The organism is Bacteroidota bacterium (assembly GCA_016718825.1).
Taxonomy (GTDB): Bacteria; Bacteroidota; Bacteroidia; order J057; family JADKCL01; genus JADKCL01.
In genome coordinates, this window is record JADKCL010000011.1 from 215,939 (window position 1) to 241,343 (window position 25,405).

Sequence of the window (25,405 nt, forward strand, 5' to 3'; positions counted from 1 at the left end):
CCATCATGGCCCTTAACTTGAGAGATGCCAGTCTTTACTTCAACCGCGAACTAAGCTGGCTCAAATTCAACGAACGCGTTCTCGAAGAGGCCGCAGACCTAAACCACCCTTTGTTGGAGCGCCTGAAGTTCCTTTCCATCTTCAGCTCCAACCTCGATGAATTTTTCATGATTCGTGTGGCCGGGCTCAAAGAGCAATTGGCTGCAGGCATACATGAGCTGCCAGAAGACGGGCTCGCTCCCCGCGAAACCCTAACGCAAATCTCCAACAAAGTCCATGAAGACGTCGCCAAGCATGGCTTATTGCTTAACGAGGATGTCATGCCACTCCTTCGCAAAAAGGGGATTCGCATTCGGTACTACAATACGCTTACGAATGAACAAAAGGCAGACCTCGAGGTTTACTTCAAGGAAAAGGTATTTCCCGTCCTGACACCGCTTGCCGTCGACCCCTCTCACCCGTTTCCACAATTGCGCAACCTCGGCCTGAATCTGTTGGTCGAATTGCGTGACCCTGCGATGAAAAAGGAACGGAAAATTGCGGTTTTGCCCTGCCGAGCCTTCTGAACAGGTTTATTCCACTGGCTGGGAAAAACAAGGCGGATTGTTTGCTCCTCGAAGATTTAGTGGCGCCACACCTCGACATGTTGTTTCCCAACATGCTCATTCTGAGTGCCAATTGCTTCCGAATCACCCGCAACGCCGACATGGACCTCTCGGAGGCTGAGGCCGATGACCTGCTCAAGCTCATCGAAAGGGAGTTGCGCAAAAGAAGAATGGGAACGTTGATCCGGCTTGAGGTATCGGATAAAATGCCCGTTGAAAACCGGAAATTTTTGCAGGAAATGACCGGGCTCCAAGAAAGGGCCATCTATGATATCACCGGTCCATTGGACATCGCCTCCTTCATCCACTTTTTGGATTTGCCGTTTCCCGATCTCAAGGATCCAGCCTTTACACCGAGCCTGCATCCGAGGATCACAAAATCAGCCTCCATCTTTGACGCGATCCGCAAGCAAGACGTGTTGCTCCAACACCCTTATGACAGTTTCAACCATGTGATCGACCTTGCACAGGAGGCTGCGCGCGACCCACAGGTACTCGCGATCAAGGTCACGCTCTACCGCACGAGCGGGAAAAGTGCCATCGTACAGGCACTCAAGGAAGCCACGGCCAAAGGCAAGCAGGTCACTGCCCTCATCGAACTCAAGGCCCGATTCGACGAGGAAACCAATATCGTCTGGGCCAAGGAACTCGAGCACGTCGGCGTCAACGTCATCTACGGACTTCTCGGCCTCAAAACGCACTGCAAACTTCTGATGATCGTGCGGCAGGAAGAGGGGCAGATTCGCCGTTACGTACACATGAGTACCGGCAATTACAACGCCCGGACTTCCCGCATCTACACCGACATCGGCCTGATGACCGCCGATGAGTCCATCGGAAAGGACGTCTCTGAATTGTTCAATCTGTTAACGGGTTACAGCGGTCAGCGGGAATGGCGGAAATTGTTTGTGGCGCCGATCAACCTGCGCGACAACTTGGTCAAGCTCATACAGCTCTGCATTACCAACCATTCTCCTGAGCATCCGAGCCATATTCAGATGGTCATGAATCAACTTGTGGATCCGCAGATGATTCAGACCTTGTACCGTGCATCCATCAAAGGTGTGAAGGTCGATTTGGTCGTGCGCGGGGTTTGCTGTTTACGACCAGGGGTACCCGGAATTTCAGAAAACATCACGGTACGCAGCATCGTCGGCAGATTTTTGGAGCATTGCCGCATCTTCCACTTCAAGTACAACGGCGAACAGAAAATCTACATGGGTAGCGCCGACTTGATGCAACGCAACCTCAACCGCCGTGTCGAGATCACGTTCCCACTCGAGGATCCGGAACAAAAGGAGCGTGTGCTGGAAATCCTCGAGGTGATGTTCAAGGACAATGTAAAGGCCCGGCTTTTGCAGCAGGATGGCAGCTTCATCCGCGCGCAGCCGCGCCGCAATGAGAAGTTGATGAACTCCCAGGCATATTTCTTACAGCAAGCTGCTGACCGTCAGCGGCAAATCGACACGATCAATAAGCAGGACTAATATTCTGTCTGCACAGCTTGTGCGAGTATCCGCTTACAATTTCTTCTTGAAATACGATTTAAGTCGCGCCAAGCTGAGCGGCAGCCAAGGTCCTGGTTCGGAAAGTGAACCCTTCCAGGCTTTCCCTCGCCGTAAGTAAAACTTGGCGAAGGTTCCTTGGGTGATTCCCCATTTTTCCAGGAACTGCCTTGGGCCGTCATTTTTTTTGACCTTGCCCGTGCTTTTGGTCTGGAAATGGTAAACACGGCTTTGGGCCACACCCTTGAAATACCGCACACCCGCCTGCCAGAGTTTCATGGAAAAATCAGGATCGGACGACATCCCGGGACTGAATTCGACGGAGTAGCCACCGACCTCGTCCCAAAGGGCCTTCGGCACCACATTGGGCGGCCACGTGGCACCTGACCAATCTTGTTTTTGCCAGCTTGAGAAGGATGCCAGCAAATCCGCTTCGCGGTAGTCGGCAGTCGTGCGCCCGAAATCAAATGGCGCCAAGGCGCAGGGGTTATGGGTATCGGTCGGCTCGATCATCGTACCGGAAACAAACCAACGGTCATGGCCGATCGATTCGATTTCTTGGACGAGCGCAGCATCCCAACCTGGCAAAACGGCCATGTCGTCGTTGAGGAAGCAGATGTAGGGCGTGTACGCAAGCTTGGCGGCAGCATTGAGCGCATGGCAGACGCCCACGTTTTCCGTGGAATAGGTATGGTCGAGCCCTTGGGCGCGCACCCATGCGAGGGTTCCGTCACTGCCTTCGTTCACATGGACGATCAACTGATGGGCGTAGGTGGAATGCCGCCGGATGGAATCCACACATAGCTGCAAGTAGGCGAGATTGTTCCACGTGGGAATCAAAATGCTGAACTTGGCATCGCCTTGGAGCGTCACGCTATGGGATTCGATTTTCATCAGCCTGCAATTTAGGCGGCGACCTTTGATGTTGCAATCTTTCTGCACCACGTCCAAAAGCGAAATGCCTTTCTTAACTTCCCGCTGAAATGTCGGCATCGCCCTCCATCCCCAAGATTGCCATCGTGGTCGCGCAGCGTCACCCGCGTGTGATGTATGCGCTGGAAACGATTTTTGGAGCGTTTTTGGGGATGGAATACAGGATTTTGCTTCTGGATGAGGTGGCTGAGGACTCTTCGAATGGGTTTTTCATTTGTTCCTATCTTCCGAATGCAACGCCGGGAATTCCGGCGTTTCCTTGCAACGGGTTGTTGTACGAAGATCATATTCGGCCGCTGAACGAAATCATCCCTTGGGAAGTACCGTCCTCCGGAAAATTGCTCAAGGAGGACCTGATTGCCCGCATTTTCTTTGTGCTGAGCCAATATGCACTCCTGCAGCCCGGCAAACCCCTCGAATTGGATTCCCACGGCCGCTATCCGGATTCCACCGGCCAACTGACCGTCCACCAATGGCTGGACGAAATCAGTGAGGCGCTTCAACCGTTGCTTTCGACGCCCCTTCCAAAGCCTGTTTTTGACTTCGAAATCACCATTGACATCGATCAGCCCTGGAAATACCTGCACAAACCAAGGTTAGTGCAGTGGGGTGGCTTATTGAAGGACCTTGCAAAGGGCGGAAATACCACCGAACGCTGGGCTGTACTCACGGGTAAGCAAGCGGATCCGTTTTCTGTACTGGAATTGGTAAAAGACATTTGCCCGATCGCAAAAACCAAGGTCTTTTTCCTCTCCGGCGGTCAGCATCCCAACGACAGCCGCTACGACTTCGGGATGGATCCCTACCAAACCCTCATCCGCGAATGGAAATCGGCAGGCTTTGAAATTGGTATTCACCCCAGTTACATGAGCTCGGTCGACCCGGAAAAAATGCGTTCGGAGAAGGAAAATCTGGAAAAGATCGTGGGGCCGGTTTCCATTTCCCGCCAACATTACCTGCGCTACAAAACTCCGGAGACCTTTCGGCAACTGCTCGAATTGGGCATACAGCGCGATTACAGTCTGTGCCAAAGCACGCGATCAGGCGCACCGACGGGTGTGGCGTTGCCCTATCGCTGGTTTGACCTCGAACACAACACCGCCACCTCACTTGTCCTTGTTCCGGCCATGGTGATGGACAGGAGCCTGCTGCAATACCAAGGGTTGCAACCGTCGCAGGCCCAAACGGCCATTGCCGAGGCGATCAGCCAAATCAAAGCCGTAGGCGGAAAATTTGTGATTATCTTGCACAATGAAACGTTTAGCGAGTCCGGCGAATGGAAAGGCTGGCTTTCTGTGATTCGCAAGACAGTTGAATTGCTCCAACAATGAAGGCCATCCTGAAACAGCACAACGAGGTCGACCGCAAACAGTGGATCGAATTCCTGTTGCTGTCACCACAAGGAGCGGTCTATGCGCATCCAGCCTATATGGATGTCGTCGCGCCGGGTTGGCAGGCCATTGAAGTTTGGCAAGACCATACACTTGTCGCCATCATGCCTTTGCTGGTCAAGTCCAAGGCGGGAATGACTTACGCGCTGCAACCCGCCTTCTGCCAATATTGGGGGATATTTTTCGGTCCGGACAAGGATTCGGGCAACTACAAACATTTCAGCACCCGCAAAAAGATTGTCAAGGCTGCTTTGGAAGCGATACCTTCCAGCATTCGTTGGTTTCTGAATGGATTCGCCCCCGAATTTGATTATCCGCATCCTTTTCATTGGGCTGGTTATTCGCTCAAAACGCGGTACACTTACCGGCTAAACTTGGGCATCGGTGCCGCGGCTTTGGAAAAGGCCTATGATGGCGATACACGCTACGACATCCGGAAGGCGGCATCCAATGGGTTGGATGTGAAGACGTGTGACGATGGCGCAGAACTTCTCAGGCTGATCGAGGCCAATCATACATCCGGGAAATTCTTGCTCAAGCCCGATGAGATCACCAAGCTCAAAGCACTGATTCCTGTTTTATTCAAAGAAAAACTGGGCTTCCTGCTGGAAGTGCATAACGCGCAAGGTCAAGTGATTGCCTCCGGGTTGTTTGGCAACTTTGCCGGCAAAACTGCCTATCTCATGTCTGCGCAATCGCCCGAAGGGACTTCACAGGGTGCCATGACACTGCTCCTCGATTTCGCCATCAAAAAGTCTGCAACCTCTTCCCGGGTTTTTGACTTCGAAGGCAGTATGATCGAGGGCATAGAAGGCTTTTTCAGGGGTTTTGGCGGTGCGCCGGTCCCCTATCTGACGATTGAGAAAAATCAACTACCTTTGTTTGTAAGATGGATAAGAAAGTTACGATAGTCGGCCAAGACAATTCCATTTTCAACCAGTTTCTGTATGAGTTGCGGGAGCAATCGATTCAGGGTGACCGTATGCGGTTTCGGAAGAATCTCTTGCGTTGCTCACAGATTCTTGCTTACGAACTGAGCAAGCACATGACCTTCGAGAAGAAGGCGGTCACGACGCCTTTGGGCGAATTGGAAATGCAATTGCCTTCAGATCAGCCGATTCTCATTTCCATTTTGCGGGCTGGCGTGCCAATGCACCAAGGCTTCCTCGATTATTTTGACAATGCCGACAACGGTTTCATCAGCGCGTTCCGTCAGAAAACCAAGGGCAATGACTTTGTGATCAAGGTCGAATATGCGGCTTTGCCCAATGTGGATGAGCGAACCGTTATTTTGATCGATCCGATGATCGCGAGTGGGCGCAGCATCGTGTTGTGCGCGCAGGCGATCACGCCCGCACACGGTGTGCCCGACAAGCTGTTTCTTGCGGGTTTGATCGCAAGTGAAGAGGGTCTCGACTATGTGCGTCGTCACCTTCCCAATGCGCATATCTTCGTGGGCGCAGTGGACAATGAGTTGACTGCCAAGGCTTACATCGTTCCTGGTCTCGGAGATGCCGGAGACTTGGCCTACGGTTCCAAAACAAGCGGCTGATTTCTGATGCAAATCATCAAACAAGCGACGCTTCTAAGTGTTGTATTGTCTTATTGACCTAAAAATCCCTGATGGCAGAGTTTCTTCAATGGCTGAGTGTGATCGGAATGTCTACCCTCAAGGTGATTCCGGCGTTGGTGATGGCGATGGCCTACGGAATGAAGCACTGGGAAATTTTCGTCGGGCTGTTTTCGGGAAGCATGATCGGAGTGGGCTTCTTCACCTTTTTCGGTCTGCGCATCATCAAGTGGCGCAAGGAAAGGCGTCGTCGTCTCGGCATCGTCAAACCGCTCAATTACCGCAAAGCCCGGAAATACAAGCGGATGTGGATTCGATTTGGCCTTCCGGGGATCGCCTTGCTGACCCCGATCTTCTTCGGTCCGGCGATCGGAGCGGTGATCGCGATCATCTTTGAACGGAGCCAAATGCGCATCTTCCTGTATATGGGCGTGAGCATCGCCGTTTGGAGTGCCATTTTTGCTTTGTTGGGACACCAAGTGCTTGAATTGATTCATTGATGACCAGGCCAAAACACATCTTTTTTGACCTCGATCATACCCTTTGGGACTACGAAACCAATTCGATAGAGACGATCCGTGATTTGCTGGTAGACTTTCAGGCACAGATGGGAAGGGAAATCACATTCGACGAATTTTACCCTATCTATTATGCCCACAACCACGATCTCTGGGTACGGTACCGCAAAAATGAAATTGACAACCTGACACTGCGCTATCAACGTTGGCGGATGGCCTTTGCTGATTTCGGGATTGAGGGCGCTGCTTGGATGGACCGTATGGGAGAAGCCTTTTTGGAGGAATGCCCACGCAAAACTGCGCTGATGCCCAATGCCGTTGAACTTCTCGACTTGGTCAGCACGCAGTTTCCGCTGCACATTATCACCAACGGCTTTGCCGAGATACAGGATATCAAGCTCGATTGTTCTGGTCTGCGCCACTATTTTGATGTGATTGTGACCCCGGATGTGGTGGGTGAGAAAAAGCCGCATCCGAAAATTTTTCACGAAGCCCTCCAAGCTGCCAACTGCTCCCCGGAGCATGCACTTTATATCGGCGACAGCTATACCGAAGACATGCTAGGCGGCAGCGCCGTCGGTATGCAGGTGGTTTATTTCAACCCCAAAGCCAAGGAAAACCCCGATGGTTTCCGGGAAGTGCAGGATTTGATCGAATTGACCGATCATCTTTCTTTCGGATAATCCGGCTCCACGGCAAGCCTTGGAACGAATCCTTCGCTGGAACTTTTCCCTTACACTTGAAAGCGATACCCCACCCGGTGGACCGTCAAAATATGCGTTGGTTCCGCAGGGTTTTCTTCGATTTTCTTGCGCAAGTGCGTGACGTGGGTGTCGATCGTGCGCATGGACAGGAGGTAATCGTGTCCCCAAACATCGGCGAGGATTTGCTCGCGCGTGAGGATTTTCCCTTCGTTGAGGATCAGGTAGCGCAACAACTCGCTTTCCATGCGGGTGAGCTCGGTTTCCTCGCCATTGCGGCGCACCACTTGGGCTTGGAAGTCGATTTCGACTTTGCCCACGTGGAACAATTTGGTGTTTTCGGAAGGCTTGCCGCTACGTCTGAGCAAGGCTTCGATACGGGCGCAAAGCTCCAGAATATCAAAGGGTTTGGTGATGTAGTCATCGGCTCCTGCCTTCAGGCCGATCACCTTGTCCATCTGCTGTCCGCGCGAAGTGAGCATGATCACGGGAACCACCTTGCCCATTGCGCGTAGGCGTTTGCAGACCTCCATGCCACTCATCTGTGGCAACATCAGATCGAGCAAGATCAAATCAGGACTTGACTTTTCGACGATTTCCAGTGCCAATAGGCCATTTTCAGCCTCCAGGACTTCATAACCTTCGTATTCGAGGTTTTCCCGCAGCAAGAAGCGGATGGCATTTTCGTCCTCGACGATCAGGATCTTGCGTTTGATGCTTTTCATTGTACCAATTCTTGGATGCAAGGTAGGCAAATCGAGAATGTCGCGCCCTCTCCAACTGCACTTTTCAGTTCGAGGGCACCGTCGTGGTCCTTGATAATGGCGCGTGCGATGCTCAGCCCAATACCGTGTCCTTTGACGTTGTGCTCCTCAAGATTGCCGATTCTCACAAATTTTTCAAAGATGAGCTTTTGATCCCGCGGTGCTATACCCGGTCCAAAGTCCTGAAGATAAATGCGTAACTGATTTCGTTTCATTTCGGCGCCGAGCACCAACCTTTCGTCGCCTTGCCCGTATTTGCGCGCATTGTCAATGAGGATGGAAAGTGCTTGTTCGATCGCTTTGGGATCAACACTGACTTTTGAATTGTCGAGCTTTTTCAGATCCAATTCAAGTGGCGGCCCGACCTGCCGTTTGGCAAATGCCGAAAGGAGTTCCCAGAGTTCCTGCACGTAAATCGGTCTACGGTTGTACTTTTTGCGGCCCGTTTCCAACTGCGAAAAGTCCAACAGGTTGTGAATCAAATAGTCCAACCGTTCTGCCTCCTCGTTGATGATACCCAAGACGCGCTGCATAGATTCGGGATCTTTGAGTCGATTGAGTCGCAAGCTGTCGGTTGCCAATCTGATGGTTGCAAGTGGCGTCTTGATCTCATGGGAAACGTTGGCGACAAATTCGGTTTTGAGCCTTGAAACCCGGAAAAGCTGCATTGCTGCACGCACCAACAGCAACAGAACCACCATCAAAATCGCAAATAGGGCCAAAATCAGGTAGAGATTCCGGAGGTAGATGGACTGTGTGACTTCTTCGACATTGGCCTCGCGAAAAGAAACGCCAAGGCGCAAATCGCCCAACCAAGGTCCAAAATTAGCCAAGGGCGCTTGGTGCTCAAACTGCGGCAAGCCGTAGGCGACGGAGTGGTAGATCAACTGTCCGCCTTGCCCGCGCAGGACCCCAAACTGCAAAAATCGCTTTTCCAGACCTTCTTCCGGCTCCTCATCCGGCCAAAACCGGAGGTGAAAAAAGTCCCGAAGATATACTTTCTGAAAATAGACGGGATCGGTTTGCCGGAAAACCAAACAAAGCAGGTTGCCCTTTTCGTCAAAAATCGGAGCGCCGATCAGGGTATTGCTGCTGAAATCTTTGTTGTACACCAACACCAAGTTGCTGTCAAGGGCACTGCTCCAGATCGTATTGGCCATGTTGTCGATGGCTCCATAAGGCTCTGCCATTTTGTCGAGCTCTTTGCGGATAAATTCAGTGAGGTCGGTTTGGTCGCGCCAACTGCCGAGGCTGCGGTCACCCAAGCGGTATCGGCTTGGACTTTTGTATTCGTAGGAGCGGAATCGGCTTTGGTCCCGCGCCGGAAAAGCTACCACCCAAGCATTGCAAAGTTGCTGAGAAGCAGAGGCCAACAAAAAGGATTTGCGCATTTGGTTGAGATTGCGCTCACGGAAGTCCTCTGCCTTCAAACTGCGCTTCAACCGCAACATGCCGTCGTCCATTTGACGGAGGTAGTCCTGTTGGAGCTGCCTTGCGGCCGAGTTGGCGATCTGTTGCAGGCTGCCGTGCAGGCCGGCCGCAATTTGCATACGCAGCCCTTGCAGGCTCGACAATTGCCATATCATCAGCGCCAGCACCAAGACAAAGGTGAGGCCCGCCAACAACAATATTGTCCTTCGGGTACGCATTCTTGAAAAAATCAGCCATTCTTGCAGGAAGTGCAAGCAATCGCACCGCAATCACCGAAATATTTCGTAACATTTTGCCATGATAAGACCGCAAGGCGTCGACAAGGTTAGAAAAGGATGGAGCAAGACTACTTTGCTTGCAGTTATCGGCATCATGATCTTGAGCCTACAAGCCTGTTTGCGGCCCGTAGAAGGCGATTTTCCCAATCGCGGCCAAGGTTTGGCAGATGACGAATTGCTTTGGGTTTTGCGCATTCCGATTTCGAAGGAAGAAGCCGATCTCACGACGGTTTCGATGCGCGACTCCATCAGCTTCAGCAACTACAATCAGCCGTTTTTCGCCAATGGAATCCAACAACTTGTGAAGGGGATCCTGAATGGTGAAATCAAAGCCTACGACGAGTATCCTGGCCAAACAGAGCTCAAAAACGCCCGGGAAAGGCTGATCCAAATGGGTGGAACCGGTCAAAATATCGATCCTTTGCTGCGCGTAGCTGAATTGTACGTCGTGGTCAACATTGCCCAGGGCTATTACAATGGCCGCCCGGAATTTCTGCGATTGATTTGGCGCGACCCTTCTGGCAGAGAGGCAGACCGTGGTTTTGCTGGCATTCGATTGGACAACGAGGCAAGCGGTCAGTTCCTGCTGGGCAGCAACTTCCTCAGCGAATTTGCCAAAATAAAAAACTACTATGCCATGCCCATCTATCTGCGCACCAATTTCAGGGAATATGCGATCCGGTCGATCGAGGAGGCAAGGTTTGTGCAGTCAATGGTCTATGCCGGGAAGTGGAATGAAATTGGATGGGAAGACGAAGGAATCAACATCAGCGGGGAACATCGCGTGACGCTCTCGCCGGAGACCGTGATACCCCTTGCAGGCTTTTACCGCTTCAATATTAAAACGGAAGGCGACAGCAACACCTTCGCGGAATTGTACCTCACGGCAGAAAACGACTATCTTGTCGCGGATTGGAGCAACCGCTTTCGCATCGAAAAGATATTACCTTACGGCCCGATGCAATTTTTCAGTACTTCAGGTGAATTGTATTGGTTTGAGCTCAGACCCGACAGCAATTTGGCGCTGTTTGTGATCCAAGGCAAAGACACGCTCGGGAGTTATCAAAACCCCGTGTATTGATTTACAATGGTTTAAGAGGCAAATTGCTACTTCTCTTCGTCGGGCTTCAGGTTTTTGGGATCAGCGTCTTCGCCTTTTTCACCTTTTGCTCCAAGGCCCCCTTTTCCCTTGCTCGGTGCCGGGATAGGGTAAACTTCGACATCTTTCAAATCCCATTTTGCCCGGATTTCAATGGTTCCGGTTTGATGGTAAACCTTCTCTGGTAAACGATAGGGTTCGAGACTTCCAGGTGTCAGGACGCCGTTTCCATCAAAGTCTTCGATGAGGTCCATGCTGTATTTCCCGGGCTTCAAGAAGATAAACTTAAACGCCGTGGGCGATACGAATCGTTGCTCATAGATCTCTGCCGCAGCCGAGCCGGCATCGGCCCCTTTGGCACCGCCACGCGACTTCTCATCATCCGATGCCTTGCTGTCCAATAACCGTCCTGAGCCCGCTCCACCCCTGAAAATCGTCATAAACTTCAAATCCGGGCGCGTCGAATCAGGAAGAACTTTTCCCGAGATGGTACCAAATTCGTCTGGTTCCGGGAACCGTACCTTCATCTTGATCAACGTATCCAAAGGTGCACCATCCGGCCCCGGAAAAGCCTTCAAAAACTCCAGACGATAAGTCAGCTTGTCGTTGAGTATAGTGGTCGGTCTGACAATCAGATGAAATCCAACCGTCTCTATCTCAACATTTTGTACTTTTCCGCCTGTATCCAGCAACTGCACCATCGAGGTATCAACGACAGCTGGGAGTTTACAAAGCGCCTGTATCATAAACTCCTGTCCGCGAGGCAGGTTGATCGGTTTTTCAAACCATTTACCCTTGTCCTCCTTCACCGCGCTTTGTTGGGTCAGCCGCACAACGGTATCCCGTCGCTGACCAAGGCTATCCATTAAATTCACAAAGCTCACATTCAAATCACTGGTACGTGGCACTGGTGAGTGAAGGTATAGATGTCGCATGTCTTTGTAGCGAAACCTGCTACTCGTAACTACAGTGGAATTGCCACCCAATGTATCTGAGACGCGAACAGAAAGGCTGTCTTGCAAATAAGTCGGCCGAATCGGTTCTGCAAACTCCACGTGAATCGTAAAATCATTGGACCATTTTACAGACTTCACCTTGGGCCCTTCGACATCCTGATAAAAACTCACCAATGTAACCCGCAATGGAATGCTGTCTTCTGGATTCAATTCAATCAATGGATTCTCCGCCAAAGCAAGCTTTTCCGTGAGGCCGGAAAATTGAAAGTCGTTGTCTACATCCTGAACCCCGTAAATTTTATAACGCCCCGGTGCCAGAAACTGAAAATCAAAGCGACCATCACCATCCGTAACCGTAACGTAATCAGGACGTTGGTCGAGAATGTTGTTGCCATCCAGTTTATCCGCAGGGAACAGCATGACCTTAATTTCCTTTTCTCCCAATCCGGTCCACATGTCATTGACCATTCCGGAAAACTTCAATGAATCCAAAACGTCGCCCGTACTTACCGCATAGGTATAGGCCTTGTTCATTTTGTTGCCTTCGTTAAAATCCAAGATCCCGGTCCCAAGTGTAATCACGTAGGTGGTACTATCCTTTAGCGGCGCATTGAACTTGATCCTCAGGGTTTTGTTCTTAACGATGATCTCAGGATCCTCCGCCGGAACAGGGGAAATAAAGACCTCCTTGCGATAGTTCCCTGGCTTGATAAACTCATCGAAGTAAAAAGTCACCTCGTCGGAAGAAAAATTCAGAGTCCCTGGATACGGTACTGCTCCATACACTTCAGGACCTTTGGAATCCTTTTCACCGCCGCTGGGTCGACCAATATTGGCACAAGAACAAACAATGGCAGCCACTGCTACCACGACCAATCTGGAAAATATGCGAGACAATTTTGGCATTTCAGGAACGCAAGTAAAACAACAAAATTATTCCCGCAATACCGGTGCCAATCAACAGTGCCGGGCCAATGTATTTTGAAATCACCCTCGGACTATCACCCCGCAGCGCGGGGTACTTCGATTTTCGAAGACTCGGCAACAATTTAGAATCGACAGTATCCTTGAAGGAAATTAGAATGCCGACTTCCGCAGTGTCACGAAAATTCAAAACAGTTTCAATGTTGCGGACAAACTTTCGGTTACCAACAGGCTGAAAAATAATCGTCGGTTCCTCGATCGACAAACTCCGGTTTACAGAAGCGTCGAGCAAGATTTCCTGCCTGAGCTTTTCGGTGGCAAACCCGTTTAACGAATCGATTTTATAGTCTGATTTGGCAATTTGGTGTAAGACAAGTTCCTCAAAAGCTAACTGATTGGAAACCTGAGAATTACAAAATTTAGGTAAAAATGAAGTCGTTAAACTGCTAATAATCAGGAATATAGGTCGGCTTATTTTAAGCCATTTTAAACGACGATCGAACTTTCTCTGGTGTGATTCCCTCACTTTGACCAATCTGTTTTCATATTGCCTAAAAACGGCCAAAATTGATGTGCCCTACTTTTGGATCACATAAATGAGGCTGCTACAACGCTCTTTGTTAAAAAGCGCGACGCACCAAGACCGAAAGCCATTCCAAATGCCGCGAAGCATGAAGCCACCGGTATTGCGCTCACTTAACATCGATACATAAAAAGAGTCAAACGGCATTCGCTTGGTGCGGATCAATTTCAGGCCGTGCCGTTGCAAAAGCGTACGCATCGCATCTGGACAAAAATGATACAGGTGTCGGGGGACGTCATAAGCTGCCCAAGCCTCTTTGTATCGTTTGGCATCCATCGATGCATAGTTGGGAACAGCAATCAACAATCTGCCATCCACTTTGAGCAATGCTTTAAGCTGCGCCATGTATGCATCCAATTGATGGACGTGTTCCAAGACATGCCACATGGTGATGGCATCAAAACTTTCCTTTTGCAAATGAAACAGCTCTTCGACTGGTCTGGCTTCAACGTTAAAATCAGCCTTTGCAACTTGTCTTGCATCTGGATCCGGCTCAAGACCCAAACAGTCCCAGCCTGCAGATTTCATGGTGGCCAAAAATGCACCGGCACCACTTCCGACATCCAAATGTTTTCCGCTACCCTTAGACGTTACGTTTTCAACTAGACGTCGTTTGCTTTTGAGTGTAAACTTCCGAACGGTCTGATACAGTCCATGGATAAATCCTTTGGAAGTATTGGTATGCGAAACATAATCCGCACTCTTGTAATACGGGCCGATTTCGTCTTGGCTCGGTACCGGATTCGTGAACCGGTGTTGGCAAGCATTACAATGCGCAATTCCAAACAACGCGCCTGATACAGTCGTATCCTTTGCCTTCATCACCTCCTTGAAATCGGTTCCAAGGCAAACTGGACATTGAGAATAAATGATCATTGTTCAAGAATCTGTATTAAAAATCAGCGGCCTATAAACACCATCAAGACCGAAATATCTGCCGGGCGCACCCCACTAATTCGGCTTGCTTGTCCAAGGCTATTCGGTTTCGAACGGGAAAGCTTCTCCCGACCCTCAAACGAAAGCGCCTTCACCTTGTGGTAATCGAAGTCCTCTGGAAGCCGGATATCATCCAGGCGAATCACCTTTTCCGCTTGTTCGCGTTCCTTGCGAATATAGCCATCATACTTCTTTTGGATTTCAGCCTGCTCCAATACTTCAGTGGAGTAACCTGCAAGGGCCGCTCCAAATTCAGGAAGTGCAGCCATCAAGTCTTGCAACGTAAGCTCGGGTCTCGTCAGCACTTTCTCTGCTTTGACACTTTGGCTCAATGGCGACAATCCTTTTTGCTCCAACAATCCATTGATTTGGTCAGGACTAATGGAGGTACGCTCGATGAGTCCAATCGCTTCCGAAATAGCAGCCGCCTTCAACGAAAACTCTTCGAATCGATTGTCGGAAACCATCCCGAAATCACGGGCCATTTTGGTCAGCCTCAGATCGGCATTGTCTTGCCGCAACAGAATCCGGAATTCTGCGCGGGACGTGAACATGCGGTAGGGCTCCTCGGTGCCCTTGTTGACGAGGTCATCGATGAGCACACCGATATAGGCTTCATCCCGCTTCAATACGATCGGATCAAGTTCTTGACATTTGCGGGCAGCGTTAATCCCTGCCATCATGCCTTGGCAAGCCGCTTCCTCATAGCCCGTGGTGCCGTTGATCTGTCCAGCGAAGAAAAGCCCTTGGATCAAATGTGTTTCCAAGCTCAACTTCAGTTGTTGCGGCGGGAAGAAATCGTACTCGATCGCGTAGCCCGGACGAAACATCTTTACGTTTTCAAATCCCTCGATTTGACGGATTGCTTTGTACTGCACATCCTCCGGCAAAGAGCTTGAGAATCCATTCACGTAAACTTCGACAGTATTCCATCCCTCCGGTTCGACAAACAACTGATGCCTGCTTTTATCAGCAAAGCGGACAATTTTGTCCTCGATGCTGGGACAATACCTGGGACCCAATCCCTGTATCCTGCCGGCAAACATGGGGGATTGTGCGAAGCCGGTGGCCAAGGTATCATGCACCTTTTGATTGGTATGCGCGATATGGCAAGGCAGCTGTTTGGTCAGCGGATGCGTTTCGGACCCAAAAGAGAATTTTGCAGGGTTCTCGTCACCTTCTTGAATCTCGAGCTTGGTGTAGTCAATGGTGCGACCATCGAGTCGGGGTGGCGTTCCGGTTTTCATTCGACCGCTTTGGAAGCCGAGTTCCTGGAGTTGTTCGGTGATCCCGGTCGCCGCCTTTTCGCCAGCACGACCGCCACCGAAGTTCTTTTCGCCGATATGGATCAATCCGTTGAGAAAGGTGCCATTGGTAAGGACAACGGTTTTGCCTGGGATTTCGATTCCCATACTCGTCTTGACACCTACCACCCGTCCGTCTTTGACGACAAGTTCGCGGACCATCTCCTGCCAGAAATCAACATTGGGCGTTTGCTCCAGCATCAGGCGCCACTCTTCGGCAAAGCGCATACGGTCACTTTGCGCGCGCGGGCTCCACATAGCAGGACCCTTGGAACGGTTGAGCATTCTAAACTGGATCATCGTTTTGTCTGTGACGATCCCCGAATACCCGCCCATGGCATCGATCTCTCTGACAAGTTGCCCTTTGGCGACACCACCCATGGCTGGATTGCATGACATCTGGGCGATGGTGTTCATGTTCATGGTGGTAAGCAGCACCTTCATGCCCATGTTGGCGGCAGCCGCAGCGGCCTCACAACCGGCATGGCCGGCACCGACCACGATCACATCATAATTTGGAAACATGCTGCAAAGTTAATTGAGAATTGTCTGCTGACAGCGATTCAAATGAAATTGGTCGATAGGTGCCAAACGCTGCGTTCAGGTGGAGTTGCCCGTTCAGCGGAAAACTTAAGCGGACCTCGTGAAATTGTTCCACGTGGAACAATTCATGTTGGCAGCACGATGATCGGCTTGCAAAGGCTTTGGAGAAAATTGGAATTTCGAAGGGCAAGAATACAGGCCTATCGTCGGCAGAAATTGTTCCACGTGGAACAGTCACCACTTCCAGCAATGACCAACACTTACACGTAGTGCATCCGTACATTACCGAGGAAACATGGCTATGGCCGCGTCTTCCGCAGCACGCATTTCCTTTTTTGATTTGGCGTCTTTGTCTTTGAATCCGGCAAGATGCAGAAGCCCGTGCGCCATCACGCGGTGGAGCTCATCCCCGAATGCCACTCCAAATGATGCGGCATTCTCTCGCACACGTTCGACACTGATGTAGATATCAGCTGCCAAATCCTTGGAATCTTCCTCAGAGTGTGGGAATGTAATAATGTCGGTCAGCGTATCGTGCTTCAGAAAATCCTGGTTCAGACCCAACAAATAGGCATCAGAAACAAAAATGTAATTGATCTCCTGTACCGTGCAACCGTGTTGTGCAGCGACATCCTGCAACCAAGCGCCCACGGCGCGAGACTTCGGAAGCTTGAAATCAATCTCCTCTATAAAAAACTGAATTGGTTTGGCCATTCCTCAGATGTTGAAGACCATTTCCACACGGCGACCAGAGTCTTGAAAATGGATCTCATCGGAAAGTTGACGCATGAGAAATACCCCACGCCCGCTCTCACGCATCACATTTTCAGGAGCTGTTGGATCAGGCAATGACTCAGGATCGAAACCATTTCCTTCGTCCTCAACCGCCATCATGATGCGATAGGGGTTCAAGGATGCACAACGGATGCGCACCACTTTTGAGCCATCTCCTCGGTTGCCATGTCGAATGGAATTGTTGACAGCTTCCGTTACCGCAATCATTACGTTTCCGAAGACGTCGTCTTTGAAACCCAAGAAGTCGCGAATTTCCTCGATGAATTGCTCCACCTCCAGAATCCGCTCCGGGTTGCTCGTGATCTCTAGTTCTTTGACCATTTGCGCCACTGCCTGCATTATATCAATCGTTGGACTGTTCCAGCAATTTAAAGTATTTTTCAATCAAGTTAATAAAATCGGTAGAATACTCAAGTTGATTGCTCTTGAGCAACTCTTGCCTGATCTTGTTCTTGTACTCCTCCAATTCCAACTGATCGGGTGAGACGCGATCATTTTCACGACCGGTACGCGACTCCCGCTGTTGTTCAAACTCCTCCTTTTCACGCACCGCCTTGAAGCTGTCGAGGAGTCGATTCAAAATCTGCTCTTGACGGCGCATCGTACGTTCCGTCAAAATCTGATTCTTCAACTCATCCTCAGTGTCCTTCATTTCTTGCATGATTTGGCCCATGTCGCCCAAACCGCTTTTTCCGCCTTTGCCAATTTTCTCGTGTGCTTCCTTCAGTTGCATCCGCAACATCTCTTGCATCTTGCCCATCTCGGCCAACTTCTTGGGGTCTGTCCCGGGACCTTTGTTGAGCATGTCTTGCATCATCTTGTTCAACTCCCCTTGCTTCTTGCTCATGCCCTTCATGTCAGAGTTGCTGCCACCGGGCTTTTTGCACATACCCATGCCACCCTTCTTGTTCTTCATCTGCTCTTGCATCTGCTGCATCACGTCGGTGAGCATGTTCGCAAGATTATTGATGCTGGTCATGGCCGCATGCTGATTTTCAGTCACACGTGGGAGGTATTTGTTTTCCATACTTTCCTGGGCGGCATTCATGCTTTTGAGGATCGTACGGCTTTCGTCGGTGATGAACTTTTCAATCTGAAACACGCGTTTGGCCAAGGCATCAAGACTATCCTTGATCATGTACATGTCGTCCAGCATCTGCTTTTGCTGCACTTCCTTTTCCACCAAGGCCGGGTCGTTCCCGCGAATCTCTTTTAATTCGTTGCGCAAATCCTCCTGACGAAACGAAAGGCGGAGCAGGTTCTCGAGCAAGTAACGAAGGTCCTCCATGTTTTCCTCGTCTTGCTGTTGCTGACCAGCCTCCATCATGGATTGCATATCCTCCTTCATCTTTTTCATCTTCTCAGAAGATTTCTTCTGCGATTCGGAACCGGACTTCTTCTCCTTTTGCTCGATTTGCTCGCCAGCGTCATCCATTTCCTGTTGAGTTTCTTCACCCAACTTCTCCAGATCCTCCATCTTTTCAGCATCAGGAGTCTGGGTCTCCTTTTTCATTTCTCCCAACTCTTTGAGGTCCTTTTGGACATCCTTCATCTCTTCACTCAACTTCTCTTGCTTGTCAGCAATTTCCTTCATCTTTTCCTCATCCGATTTGTTGGTTTCCTCCAACTTCTCGTTGAGCATGTCTTCTTTCTTCTTGAGGTTGTCGAGCTTCTGCACGATCTCCTCACTCTTTTGCTCCACCTCCAATTGCTTCAGCAGGGCCAAGGTCTGTTCCAAAGCCTTTTCAAGATCCTCCTGCTTCATCTCCATCTCCTCCATCATCTTCTTCATCTCCTTGGGATCCATCTTGTCCATCTGCTCCTGCATCTTCTTCATGTAGTCCTCAAGTTTATCGTCCTTGAGTTTCTCTAGAAGTTGATTCAGCTTTTCATACTTCTCCATGGTGCGCTCGGTCACCATTTCATTGTTTTGCAGGGTCTCTTTATTCTCTTTGAACTCCTTTTGGGTTTGCTCGATGCGCTGTTGCACATCTTTGTTCTTCTCGAGCAATTTTTCGAGTTCTTTTTTGTCATCATAGCTCAAACCCTTCTGGTTCAGCATCTTCTCTTGATATTTCTCCAGAGCTTCGCGCACCTCCTTGGCCTCTTTAGCCAATTGCTCGACCTCCTTCTCCATCTTGTCCTGATTTTCCTCTACCTCCTCAAACTTCTTTGCGAGGCTTGGGAAATTGACGCGAAACACGGCACTCGTGCTTGCTTTTGGACCGGAAACGAAGTCATTGTCCATTACCTTCACGAAATACTCCACTACATCGCCTTCCTCCATTCCCAATTGCTGCAAATCAACTTCGAGTCCTTTGTGCTGGAACAATTCGCGTGGATCAACTTTGACGGGCATCGATTTATACTCACCCTCCACCTTGTCGATGTTTTCACTTTTGGAGAAGCGGTAATGCAAACTCAGGTTGCTGAACCCAAAATCATCGCTGATCTCAAAATCCAGCGGCATGAACATCGTGAAGTCGGCTTGAAACTCTTGCGCCGCATTATTTACGAAAATCGTGGGAAACCTGTCCTGAATCACGTCGATGTGGTAGCGCACAGTATCCACATTGGGAATCTCACGTTTCGACACCAGGCTAATAAAGTAGCCCTCATTTGCCAAAACTGTCTTTTCATGCGTAAAGCGTCCAGGAACCATCGACGTCTTGAGCGGTACAGTGTCAGCGCCGTAGTACGTGGCCTCCTTGATCGAACCGTTGACATCCACCAACCATTTCACCGACGTTCCACGTAGCACTTTCAAATCCCCGATATTGTCAGAGAGCGTATCGTCTGCCATTCCCGTATAGCCTGGGTAGTCCACGACCACTTTAAAATTCTTGATCGCCGGCCGGGTTAAGACCTCAACACCATAGATTTCAGAGTTAACCTCTTCATTACCAATTTTATAATTGAAATTTTCTTTGATGTCGTTGAATTCAAAGGCAAACTCGTCTGTGCGCAGTTGATCCATCGGATAATGCACAAACTCTGACTCAGAGGCCTTCTTGATATAGAGATATAAATCTTTGGGCAACTCCTCACCCTCGACGGTTGCTGTCAGTTTGAAATCTTGACCGGCGATTAATTCCTTCGGATGGTTCTCCACCAGGATCTTAAAAGGCGGAGGAGGAATGAATTCCTGATTGTAATTCAGCAATCGCGTAGTACCGTTGCTCAAAACATCGGGCATGACAATCCCAAGCAACAAAAACAACAGCAATGGAATCGCCAAATACCGTGCAAATTTCCAGTTGACATTGAGATTGATGGCCTTTGCGAATGGAATAGGGGCAAGATCTTCGGTCTTCTTTTGAATGGCAGCAGCCAACAGCGCGTTATCGTTTCCACCTGAAAATGAACGCAATTCAAGGAGATTCAACAACTTATCATCAATCTCGGGGAAGTGCCTCCTGACCAAGCTTGCAATTTCAGTGTCTGTCAGCGGTTTGCTCAGGTTGAGCAATTTGGACAACGGCCAAACGATTGCATAGGCCGTAACACCCAAAAGCGTAAGTCCCAACGCATAAAACATTCCCGTGCGAACGCCACTCGAAAATCCCAGCAAACCTTCGCCAGTAACGGAAAGAAAAAACATGGAAGAACCCAACAAAAGCAATCCAATGCTTCCGCGAATGATTCGATTTACGTAGAACTTCCTGCGAAATTCTTTGATATGCCCCCAAAGAAGATTCTCAGTTGTATTCACAAATTGCTCCTTTCACTACTCAAAAGGCCCATCAAAACGATGTAGACGGCCAACATCCACAAACCAAAGTTCAAGTTCCAGAAAAAACACGGGACATTCAAGACCGAAGCCAATGCCCCGATTCTTAAAACGTAAACATCAGCCCCGATGTTTCATCAAAAGACTCAATAATCCAGGGACTTGATCCCATATCACCAATCTTGCGATTGCAGCGGCTCCGATCAGAAGGCTCACCACCATCACCGGATTGCTGTATCCAATCGCTGCAACGGTACCGGAAAAAATCGGCCATTGACCCAACAACGGATTCCATCCACTACCAATCCAATAGCTCAAAAGGTCCAGAACGAGACAGAAAAATAGAAATAGCATACCTGCGACCAGCAACCCATAAATCCATTTTGCAGTTTCAAGTGCTACCTTTCCCAACTCGATCGTCGTTAGAATTTCAACCTCACATGCACAGGCGCATGATCGCTATGCACCGCATCCTGAAAAATATTCGCATCCACGACATTGGCAGCCAAGGCTTCGGCAACGAAATGATAATCAATCCGCCAGCCTTTGTTTTGCTCCCGGCTCTTAAACCTGAATGACCACCAGCTGTACTGATGCGGTTCAGGATGAAACATCCGGTAGCTGTCGCGAAATCCAATTTCCAGAAAACGTGACAGCCAAGCCCGCTCGTGTGGCAAAAAACCAGAACTGTTTTTGTTCGAAACCGGATTGTGAATGTCGATTTCCTTGTGGCAAATGTTAATGTCTCCACAAATCACCAACCTCGGAACTGTTTTGCTCAATTCTGAGATGTAAGTGTAAAAGTCCTCCATGAATACTTCCTTGAATCCTTGCCGATCTTCACCGCTGGATCCTGAAGGAAGGTAAACATTCAACAGGGAAAATTCCGGAAAATCCAGACGGATGACGCGACCTTCGCGGTCGTATTGCTCCATTCCACAGCCATAGGTCACATTCAGTGGCGCATGCTTGGTGTAAATGGCTACTCCGCTATATCCTTTTTTCTCCGCTGGGAACCAGTAACTCGTATAACCATCCGGGCTATGCAGCTCAGGGGTCAAATCCGTCGGCAAAGCCTTAAGTTCCTGAAAACAAATGATATCCGGATTCGCAGTACCCAACCATTCCAACAGACCTTTGCTCGCTGCCGAGCGAATGCCATTCACATTGTAGCTGATGATCGAATATTCCATTTTCTAATCCTTGAAGTGGTTCCAGCCCTGTGCCTGCAAGGGCAACATACTGCCATTGGCAGTAATCAAATTCACGCCAGCGATTTCCTCAACAATATGGCCAATGATGGTCACTCCCTTCATCGTTTTGATCTTGTCGTAATGCTCGAGAGAGACAGTGAAAAGCAATTCATAGTCCTCGCCACCGTTTAAGGCCATCGTCAAGGCCGGGATTCCAAGGTCTTCTCCCACCAAGATGACTTCATGGTCGATCATGATCTTGTCTTCGTAGATGGTCGCACCCTTCTTGCTTTGTTTGCAGATATGCAGCAAGTCACTTGCCAAGCCATCGCTTAGATCAATCATCGCAGTCGGCTTGATCCCGTTTTCCCGCAGCAAACGTACAACGTCGCCACGCGCTTCGGGCTTCAGCTGCCTACCGACGACATAATCACGACCGACTAGATCGGGTTGAACGCCAGGGTTTTTCAGAAAGACAGCTTTTTCGCGTTCCAGCACTTGCAAGCCAGCGTAGGCACCACCGACATCACCCGAAATACAGATCAAATCGTGCTCTTTTGCGCCAGAACGGTAAACAACATCAGCTTTTGCGGCCTTTCCGATGGCAGTCACGCTGATCACCATCCCGACACGGCTACTTGAAGTATCGCCGCCGATCAAATCCACGTCGTAGTGATCACAGGCAATCTGAACCCCTTCGTAAAACGCGTCCATTGCTTCGACCGTGAACTTGCTGCTCAAGGCAACCGACATCGTAATCGCAAACGGCTTGCCGTTCATGGCGTAGATATCACTCAGATTTACCACAACCGATTTGTAACCCAGGTGCTTCAACGGCACGTACCTGAGGTCAAAGTGCACGCCTTCGATCAGTAAATCCGTGGTAACCAAATGCACTTCCTTTTCGGAAACGGCATAAACGGCGGCATCGTCGCCAATCCCCTTGACCACATCGGGGTTATGATTCTCAAACTCGCGGGTGAGATGTTCGATCAGCCCAAATTCCCCTAATCGGGAAATCGGCGTGAGATCCTCTGCATTTTCATCAAACATGGGGACAAAGATAGAGCAAAAATTGCCGAAGCAAGCCGCAGAAATCAGAGACCCAACTGCGCGCTGATTTCCAGCATCCGCTGAATCGGCAGGAGCGCCTGAGAGCGAAGTGGTTCAGGCACATCCACTTCCGGCATTTCGTATTTCATCGAGATATAAACTTTCTCCAGCGTGTTGAGCTTCATGTGCGGGCAATCGTTGCAAGCGCAGGTCCCTTGATTGGGCGCAGCGATGAAACGCTTGTTTGGACTTGCTTTTTCCATCTGATGAATGATCCCTGATTCGGTGACGACGATAAACTCCTCGGCCGAACTTTTCTTCGTAAAATTCAGCAGACCACTTGTGCTGCCGATGTAGTCCGCCATTTCCAGAACCGGGTCTTCGCATTCTGGATGGGCAATGATTTTTGCATTCGGATGGCGCATCTTCAGCTCCGCGAGTTTTTTCCGGGAGAAAATTTCGTGCACCATGCAGGCACCGTCCCAAAGAATCATGTTGCGACCGGTGAGTTTGTTGATGTAGGCGCCCAGGTTCTTGTCCGGTGCAAAAATCAGCGGCTGATCTTTTGGGAAGCTCTCGACGATCCCGACGGCATTGGTGCTTGTGACCACGACATCGCTCAGGGCCTTGAGGCCGGCCGAGCAGTTGATGTAAGTCACCACTTTGTGGTCGGGGTACTTTGCTTTGAATTCGGCGAAAAGATCCGGCGGGCAGCTGTCGCTCAACGAGCAGCCTGCGTTGAGATCCGGCAAAACCACTTTTTTTGAAGGATTGATGATTTTTGCTGTTTCCGCCATAAAATGCACGCCGGCAAACAAAATCAGATCCGCGCTGGTTTTTTCAGCTTGCTGCGCCAAACCCAAGCTGTCGCCCACGTAGTCGGCGATGTCTTGAATATCCGGCTCCTGATAGTAATGCGCGAGCAGCACGGCATTCTTTTCGCGCTTCATCCGGTTGATTTCTGCGAAGAGATCCAATGTTGGATCCACCTCGATGTCGAGAAAGCCAATGCGCTTCACCGCCTTCTTCTTATCTTCCAATATATCTATCATCTTATTTTATATTCTTCTTCTTTTAAATGTTGTAGTAGTATATGTCGTGTGGATTGTGTGTAAAAGTAATGTGTATTCGACTTGATTTTAACGTTAACCACACTTGAGGATTCTTATACACATCAAAGTTAAAAATATTTGGTTCAGCATCATTGACTTAACACCGCTCATTCACATTCCCACATTCGAAGGTGTAAGTTATGGTCTGGATAAGTTTCCACTGTGGAAGACGTGCATCGAATGTTGGTAAATCGACCCTGATCCACATGCCTGTGGATAGTCAAAATTGAAAGTTGGCACATGCCTGCGGATCTGATTTTGCAAGCCAACTTATGAGAAAGAACCCACAGGGTTATCCAGATTTTATGTGTCTTGAGTGTGGAATTCTTAGTTATCATTATCAGGCATTTACAATACTTATCATTTCCTTTGTGGAAAACCGAAAAGCGGTAAAAAACGGGAATTTCAAATGGTAAAGAAGATAGAGGCGGCCGAATTTGTACAAATTTCAAGGGAATTGCCCGTTTTGGATGTGCGTTCGCCCGGCGAATTCAAGCAAGGGCATGTGCCCGGAGCAATTTCATTTCCGCTGTTTGACGATACCGAAAGGGCGGAGGTGGGTACACTTTACAAGCAAGTCGGTCAAGTACAGGCGGTCGAGCGTGGGCTGGAAATCGTTGGCGGAAAAATGCGTGGGATGTTTGCCGAAGGGTTGGCCCATGCCAAAAATGGAAAGCTGATGGTGCATTGCTGGCGAGGAGGCAAGCGGAGCGAATCGGTGGCGAATTTGTTAGCGGTCGCTGGTTTGGAAGTCTATTTGCTGAATGGCGGTTACAAGTCGTACCGTCGTTGGGTTTTGGAGCAATTCCTTCCAAAACAGAATTTTCTCGTCATCGGCGGCCTGACCGGCACGGGAAAGACGAGAATTTTGCATCACCTCGGCATGATGGGACAGGCAATTTTGGACATCGAAGGCCATGCAGCCCACCGCGGGTCGGCCTTCGGCCGACTTGGACAGACCGTTTACGTTTCGCCGCAACAGTTTGAAAACGGAATGGCCAACGATTTGGCCGTTTTGAATGGACGCAGCATTTGGATTGAAGACGAAAGTCGGGTCCTGGGCAGCCTCATTTTACCGCAGGCATTCTGGGATCAAAAGCAGGCGGCCCCGGTCTTTTATGTTGAGATTCCGGATGAAGATCGGGTTCGTATGCTGCTTGAGGACTACGGATCGGTAGACCATGCGGGCGTTGCAGCTTCCATTGCCAAGATCACAGAAAATTTGGGTGGCCTTCGGGCGCGTCAAGCACTGGATGCACTGGAAGCAAATGATGGGGAGGCGTTGACCAGGATGCTGCTGGCCTATTACGACAAACTCTACCGCAACTCGCTTTCGGTAAAGTCCCAAGAAAATGTACACCACCTCAAATTCGAGCGGTTTGATCTCGGTGAGATTTCTCAAGCGTTGATGGAAAAGGCGACGGAACTCGGTTATGCGCTCGGCCCGACATTGACACATATATAAGGTGTGCTGCTTGATC

At 49.8% G+C, this 25,405-nt stretch carries 21 protein-coding genes and 1 pseudogene; 8 read left to right on the plus strand and 14 right to left on the minus strand.

The features are described 5' to 3' along the window. Window positions 1-5 precede the first annotated feature (5 nt). Window positions 6-2,092: pseudogene (gene ppk1, locus IPN95_14860) on the plus strand (polyphosphate kinase 1). A 33-nt stretch (window positions 2,093-2,125) separates the two neighbouring features. On the opposite strand, the gene IPN95_14865 reads toward ppk1, so the two are convergent. Further along, on the minus strand, window positions 2,126-3,004 hold the full coding sequence (locus tag IPN95_14865; GenBank protein MBK9450655.1) for a glycosyltransferase: 879 nt from the start codon (window positions 3,002-3,004) through the stop codon (window positions 2,126-2,128). Between the two features lie 89 nt (window positions 3,005-3,093). Between IPN95_14865 and IPN95_14870 the strand changes: the two genes are divergently transcribed. From IPN95_14870 to IPN95_14890, 5 genes are all read left to right on the plus strand, one after another. After that, a complete protein-coding gene (locus IPN95_14870) occupies window positions 3,094-4,374 on the plus strand; it encodes a polysaccharide deacetylase family protein (protein MBK9450656.1) in 1,281 nt (426 codons plus the stop codon). Next, complete coding sequence (locus IPN95_14875; GenBank protein MBK9450657.1) at window positions 4,371-5,345, plus strand: hypothetical protein; 975 nt, start codon at window positions 4,371-4,373, stop codon at window positions 5,343-5,345. The genes IPN95_14870 and IPN95_14875 overlap by 4 nt, the downstream gene beginning before the upstream one ends. Then, window positions 5,324-5,986 (plus strand): uracil phosphoribosyltransferase, encoded by a 663-nt coding sequence (gene upp / locus IPN95_14880; GenBank protein ID MBK9450658.1) that lies wholly within the window; start codon window positions 5,324-5,326, stop codon window positions 5,984-5,986. Before IPN95_14875 ends, upp begins: the two co-directional genes overlap by 22 nt. Window positions 5,987-6,057: 71 nt before the next feature. Continuing rightward, window positions 6,058-6,504, plus strand: coding sequence for a small multi-drug export protein (locus tag IPN95_14885; GenBank protein MBK9450659.1), 447 nt, complete (start codon window positions 6,058-6,060; stop codon window positions 6,502-6,504). Then, the gene (locus IPN95_14890) at window positions 6,504-7,205 is read left to right on the plus strand and encodes a noncanonical pyrimidine nucleotidase, YjjG family (protein ID MBK9450660.1); all 702 of its coding nucleotides are present in this window, start codon (window positions 6,504-6,506) and stop codon (window positions 7,203-7,205) included. Before IPN95_14885 ends, IPN95_14890 begins: the two co-directional genes overlap by 1 nt. 50 nt (window positions 7,206-7,255) lie before the next feature. On the opposite strand, the gene IPN95_14895 is transcribed toward IPN95_14890, so the two are convergent. Beyond that, window positions 7,256-7,939, minus strand: a complete 684-nt coding sequence (locus IPN95_14895; GenBank protein ID MBK9450661.1) for a response regulator transcription factor — start codon at window positions 7,937-7,939, stop codon at window positions 7,256-7,258. A gap of 5 nt (window positions 7,940-7,944) precedes the next feature. Then, window positions 7,945-9,636: a HAMP domain-containing histidine kinase gene (locus IPN95_14900; protein MBK9450662.1), complete on the minus strand. Its 1,692-nt coding sequence runs from the start codon at window positions 9,634-9,636 to the stop codon at window positions 7,945-7,947. A 79-nt stretch (window positions 9,637-9,715) separates the two neighbouring features. Between IPN95_14900 and IPN95_14905 the strand changes: the two genes are divergently transcribed. Next, the gene (locus IPN95_14905) at window positions 9,716-10,777 is read left to right on the plus strand and encodes a hypothetical protein (GenBank protein MBK9450663.1); all 1,062 of its coding nucleotides are present in this window, start codon (window positions 9,716-9,718) and stop codon (window positions 10,775-10,777) included. Between the two features lie 26 nt (window positions 10,778-10,803). Here the strand turns inward: IPN95_14905 and IPN95_14910 are convergent, their stop codons facing one another. The 11 genes from IPN95_14910 to nadA form a co-directional block, all read right to left on the minus strand. Further along, complete coding sequence (locus IPN95_14910; GenBank protein MBK9450664.1) at window positions 10,804-12,627, minus strand: Ig-like domain-containing protein; 1,824 nt, start codon at window positions 12,625-12,627, stop codon at window positions 10,804-10,806. Between the two features lie 31 nt (window positions 12,628-12,658). After that, a complete protein-coding gene (locus IPN95_14915; GenBank protein ID MBK9450665.1) occupies window positions 12,659-13,201 on the minus strand; it encodes a hypothetical protein in 543 nt (180 codons plus the stop codon). A 51-nt stretch (window positions 13,202-13,252) separates the two neighbouring features. Continuing rightward, entirely contained in the window at window positions 13,253-14,134 is an 882-nt protein-coding gene (locus IPN95_14920; GenBank protein ID MBK9450666.1) for a class I SAM-dependent methyltransferase, read from the minus strand. Between the two features lie 23 nt (window positions 14,135-14,157). Next, the gene (gene mnmG, locus IPN95_14925) at window positions 14,158-16,023 is read right to left on the minus strand and encodes a tRNA uridine-5-carboxymethylaminomethyl(34) synthesis enzyme MnmG (GenBank protein MBK9450667.1); all 1,866 of its coding nucleotides are present in this window, start codon (window positions 16,021-16,023) and stop codon (window positions 14,158-14,160) included. 300 nt (window positions 16,024-16,323) lie between these two features. Further along, window positions 16,324-16,755 (minus strand): rRNA maturation RNase YbeY, encoded by a 432-nt coding sequence (ybeY, locus tag IPN95_14930; protein ID MBK9450668.1) that lies wholly within the window; start codon window positions 16,753-16,755, stop codon window positions 16,324-16,326. Between the two features lie 3 nt (window positions 16,756-16,758). After that, the gene (locus IPN95_14935; GenBank protein MBK9450669.1) at window positions 16,759-17,157 is read right to left on the minus strand and encodes an ATP-binding protein; all 399 of its coding nucleotides are present in this window, start codon (window positions 17,155-17,157) and stop codon (window positions 16,759-16,761) included. A gap of 22 nt (window positions 17,158-17,179) precedes the next feature. After that, window positions 17,180-20,437, minus strand: coding sequence for a hypothetical protein (locus IPN95_14940; protein ID MBK9450670.1), 3,258 nt, complete (start codon window positions 20,435-20,437; stop codon window positions 17,180-17,182). 249 nt (window positions 20,438-20,686) lie between these two features. Next, on the minus strand, window positions 20,687-20,977 hold the full coding sequence (locus tag IPN95_14945; GenBank protein MBK9450671.1) for a hypothetical protein: 291 nt from the start codon (window positions 20,975-20,977) through the stop codon (window positions 20,687-20,689). 11 nt (window positions 20,978-20,988) lie between these two features. Then, the gene (gene xth, locus IPN95_14950) at window positions 20,989-21,759 is read right to left on the minus strand and encodes an exodeoxyribonuclease III (protein MBK9450672.1); all 771 of its coding nucleotides are present in this window, start codon (window positions 21,757-21,759) and stop codon (window positions 20,989-20,991) included. A gap of 3 nt (window positions 21,760-21,762) precedes the next feature. Then, complete coding sequence (thiL, locus tag IPN95_14955) at window positions 21,763-22,812, minus strand: thiamine-phosphate kinase (GenBank protein MBK9450673.1); 1,050 nt, start codon at window positions 22,810-22,812, stop codon at window positions 21,763-21,765. A gap of 44 nt (window positions 22,813-22,856) precedes the next feature. Further along, the gene (gene nadA / locus IPN95_14960) at window positions 22,857-23,864 is read right to left on the minus strand and encodes a quinolinate synthase NadA (protein MBK9450674.1); all 1,008 of its coding nucleotides are present in this window, start codon (window positions 23,862-23,864) and stop codon (window positions 22,857-22,859) included. A 469-nt stretch (window positions 23,865-24,333) separates the two neighbouring features. On the opposite strand from nadA, the gene mnmH reads away from it, so the two are divergent. Continuing rightward, window positions 24,334-25,389, plus strand: coding sequence for a tRNA 2-selenouridine(34) synthase MnmH (mnmH, locus tag IPN95_14965; protein MBK9450675.1), 1,056 nt, complete (start codon window positions 24,334-24,336; stop codon window positions 25,387-25,389). The last annotated feature ends 16 nt before the right edge of the window (window positions 25,390-25,405 follow it).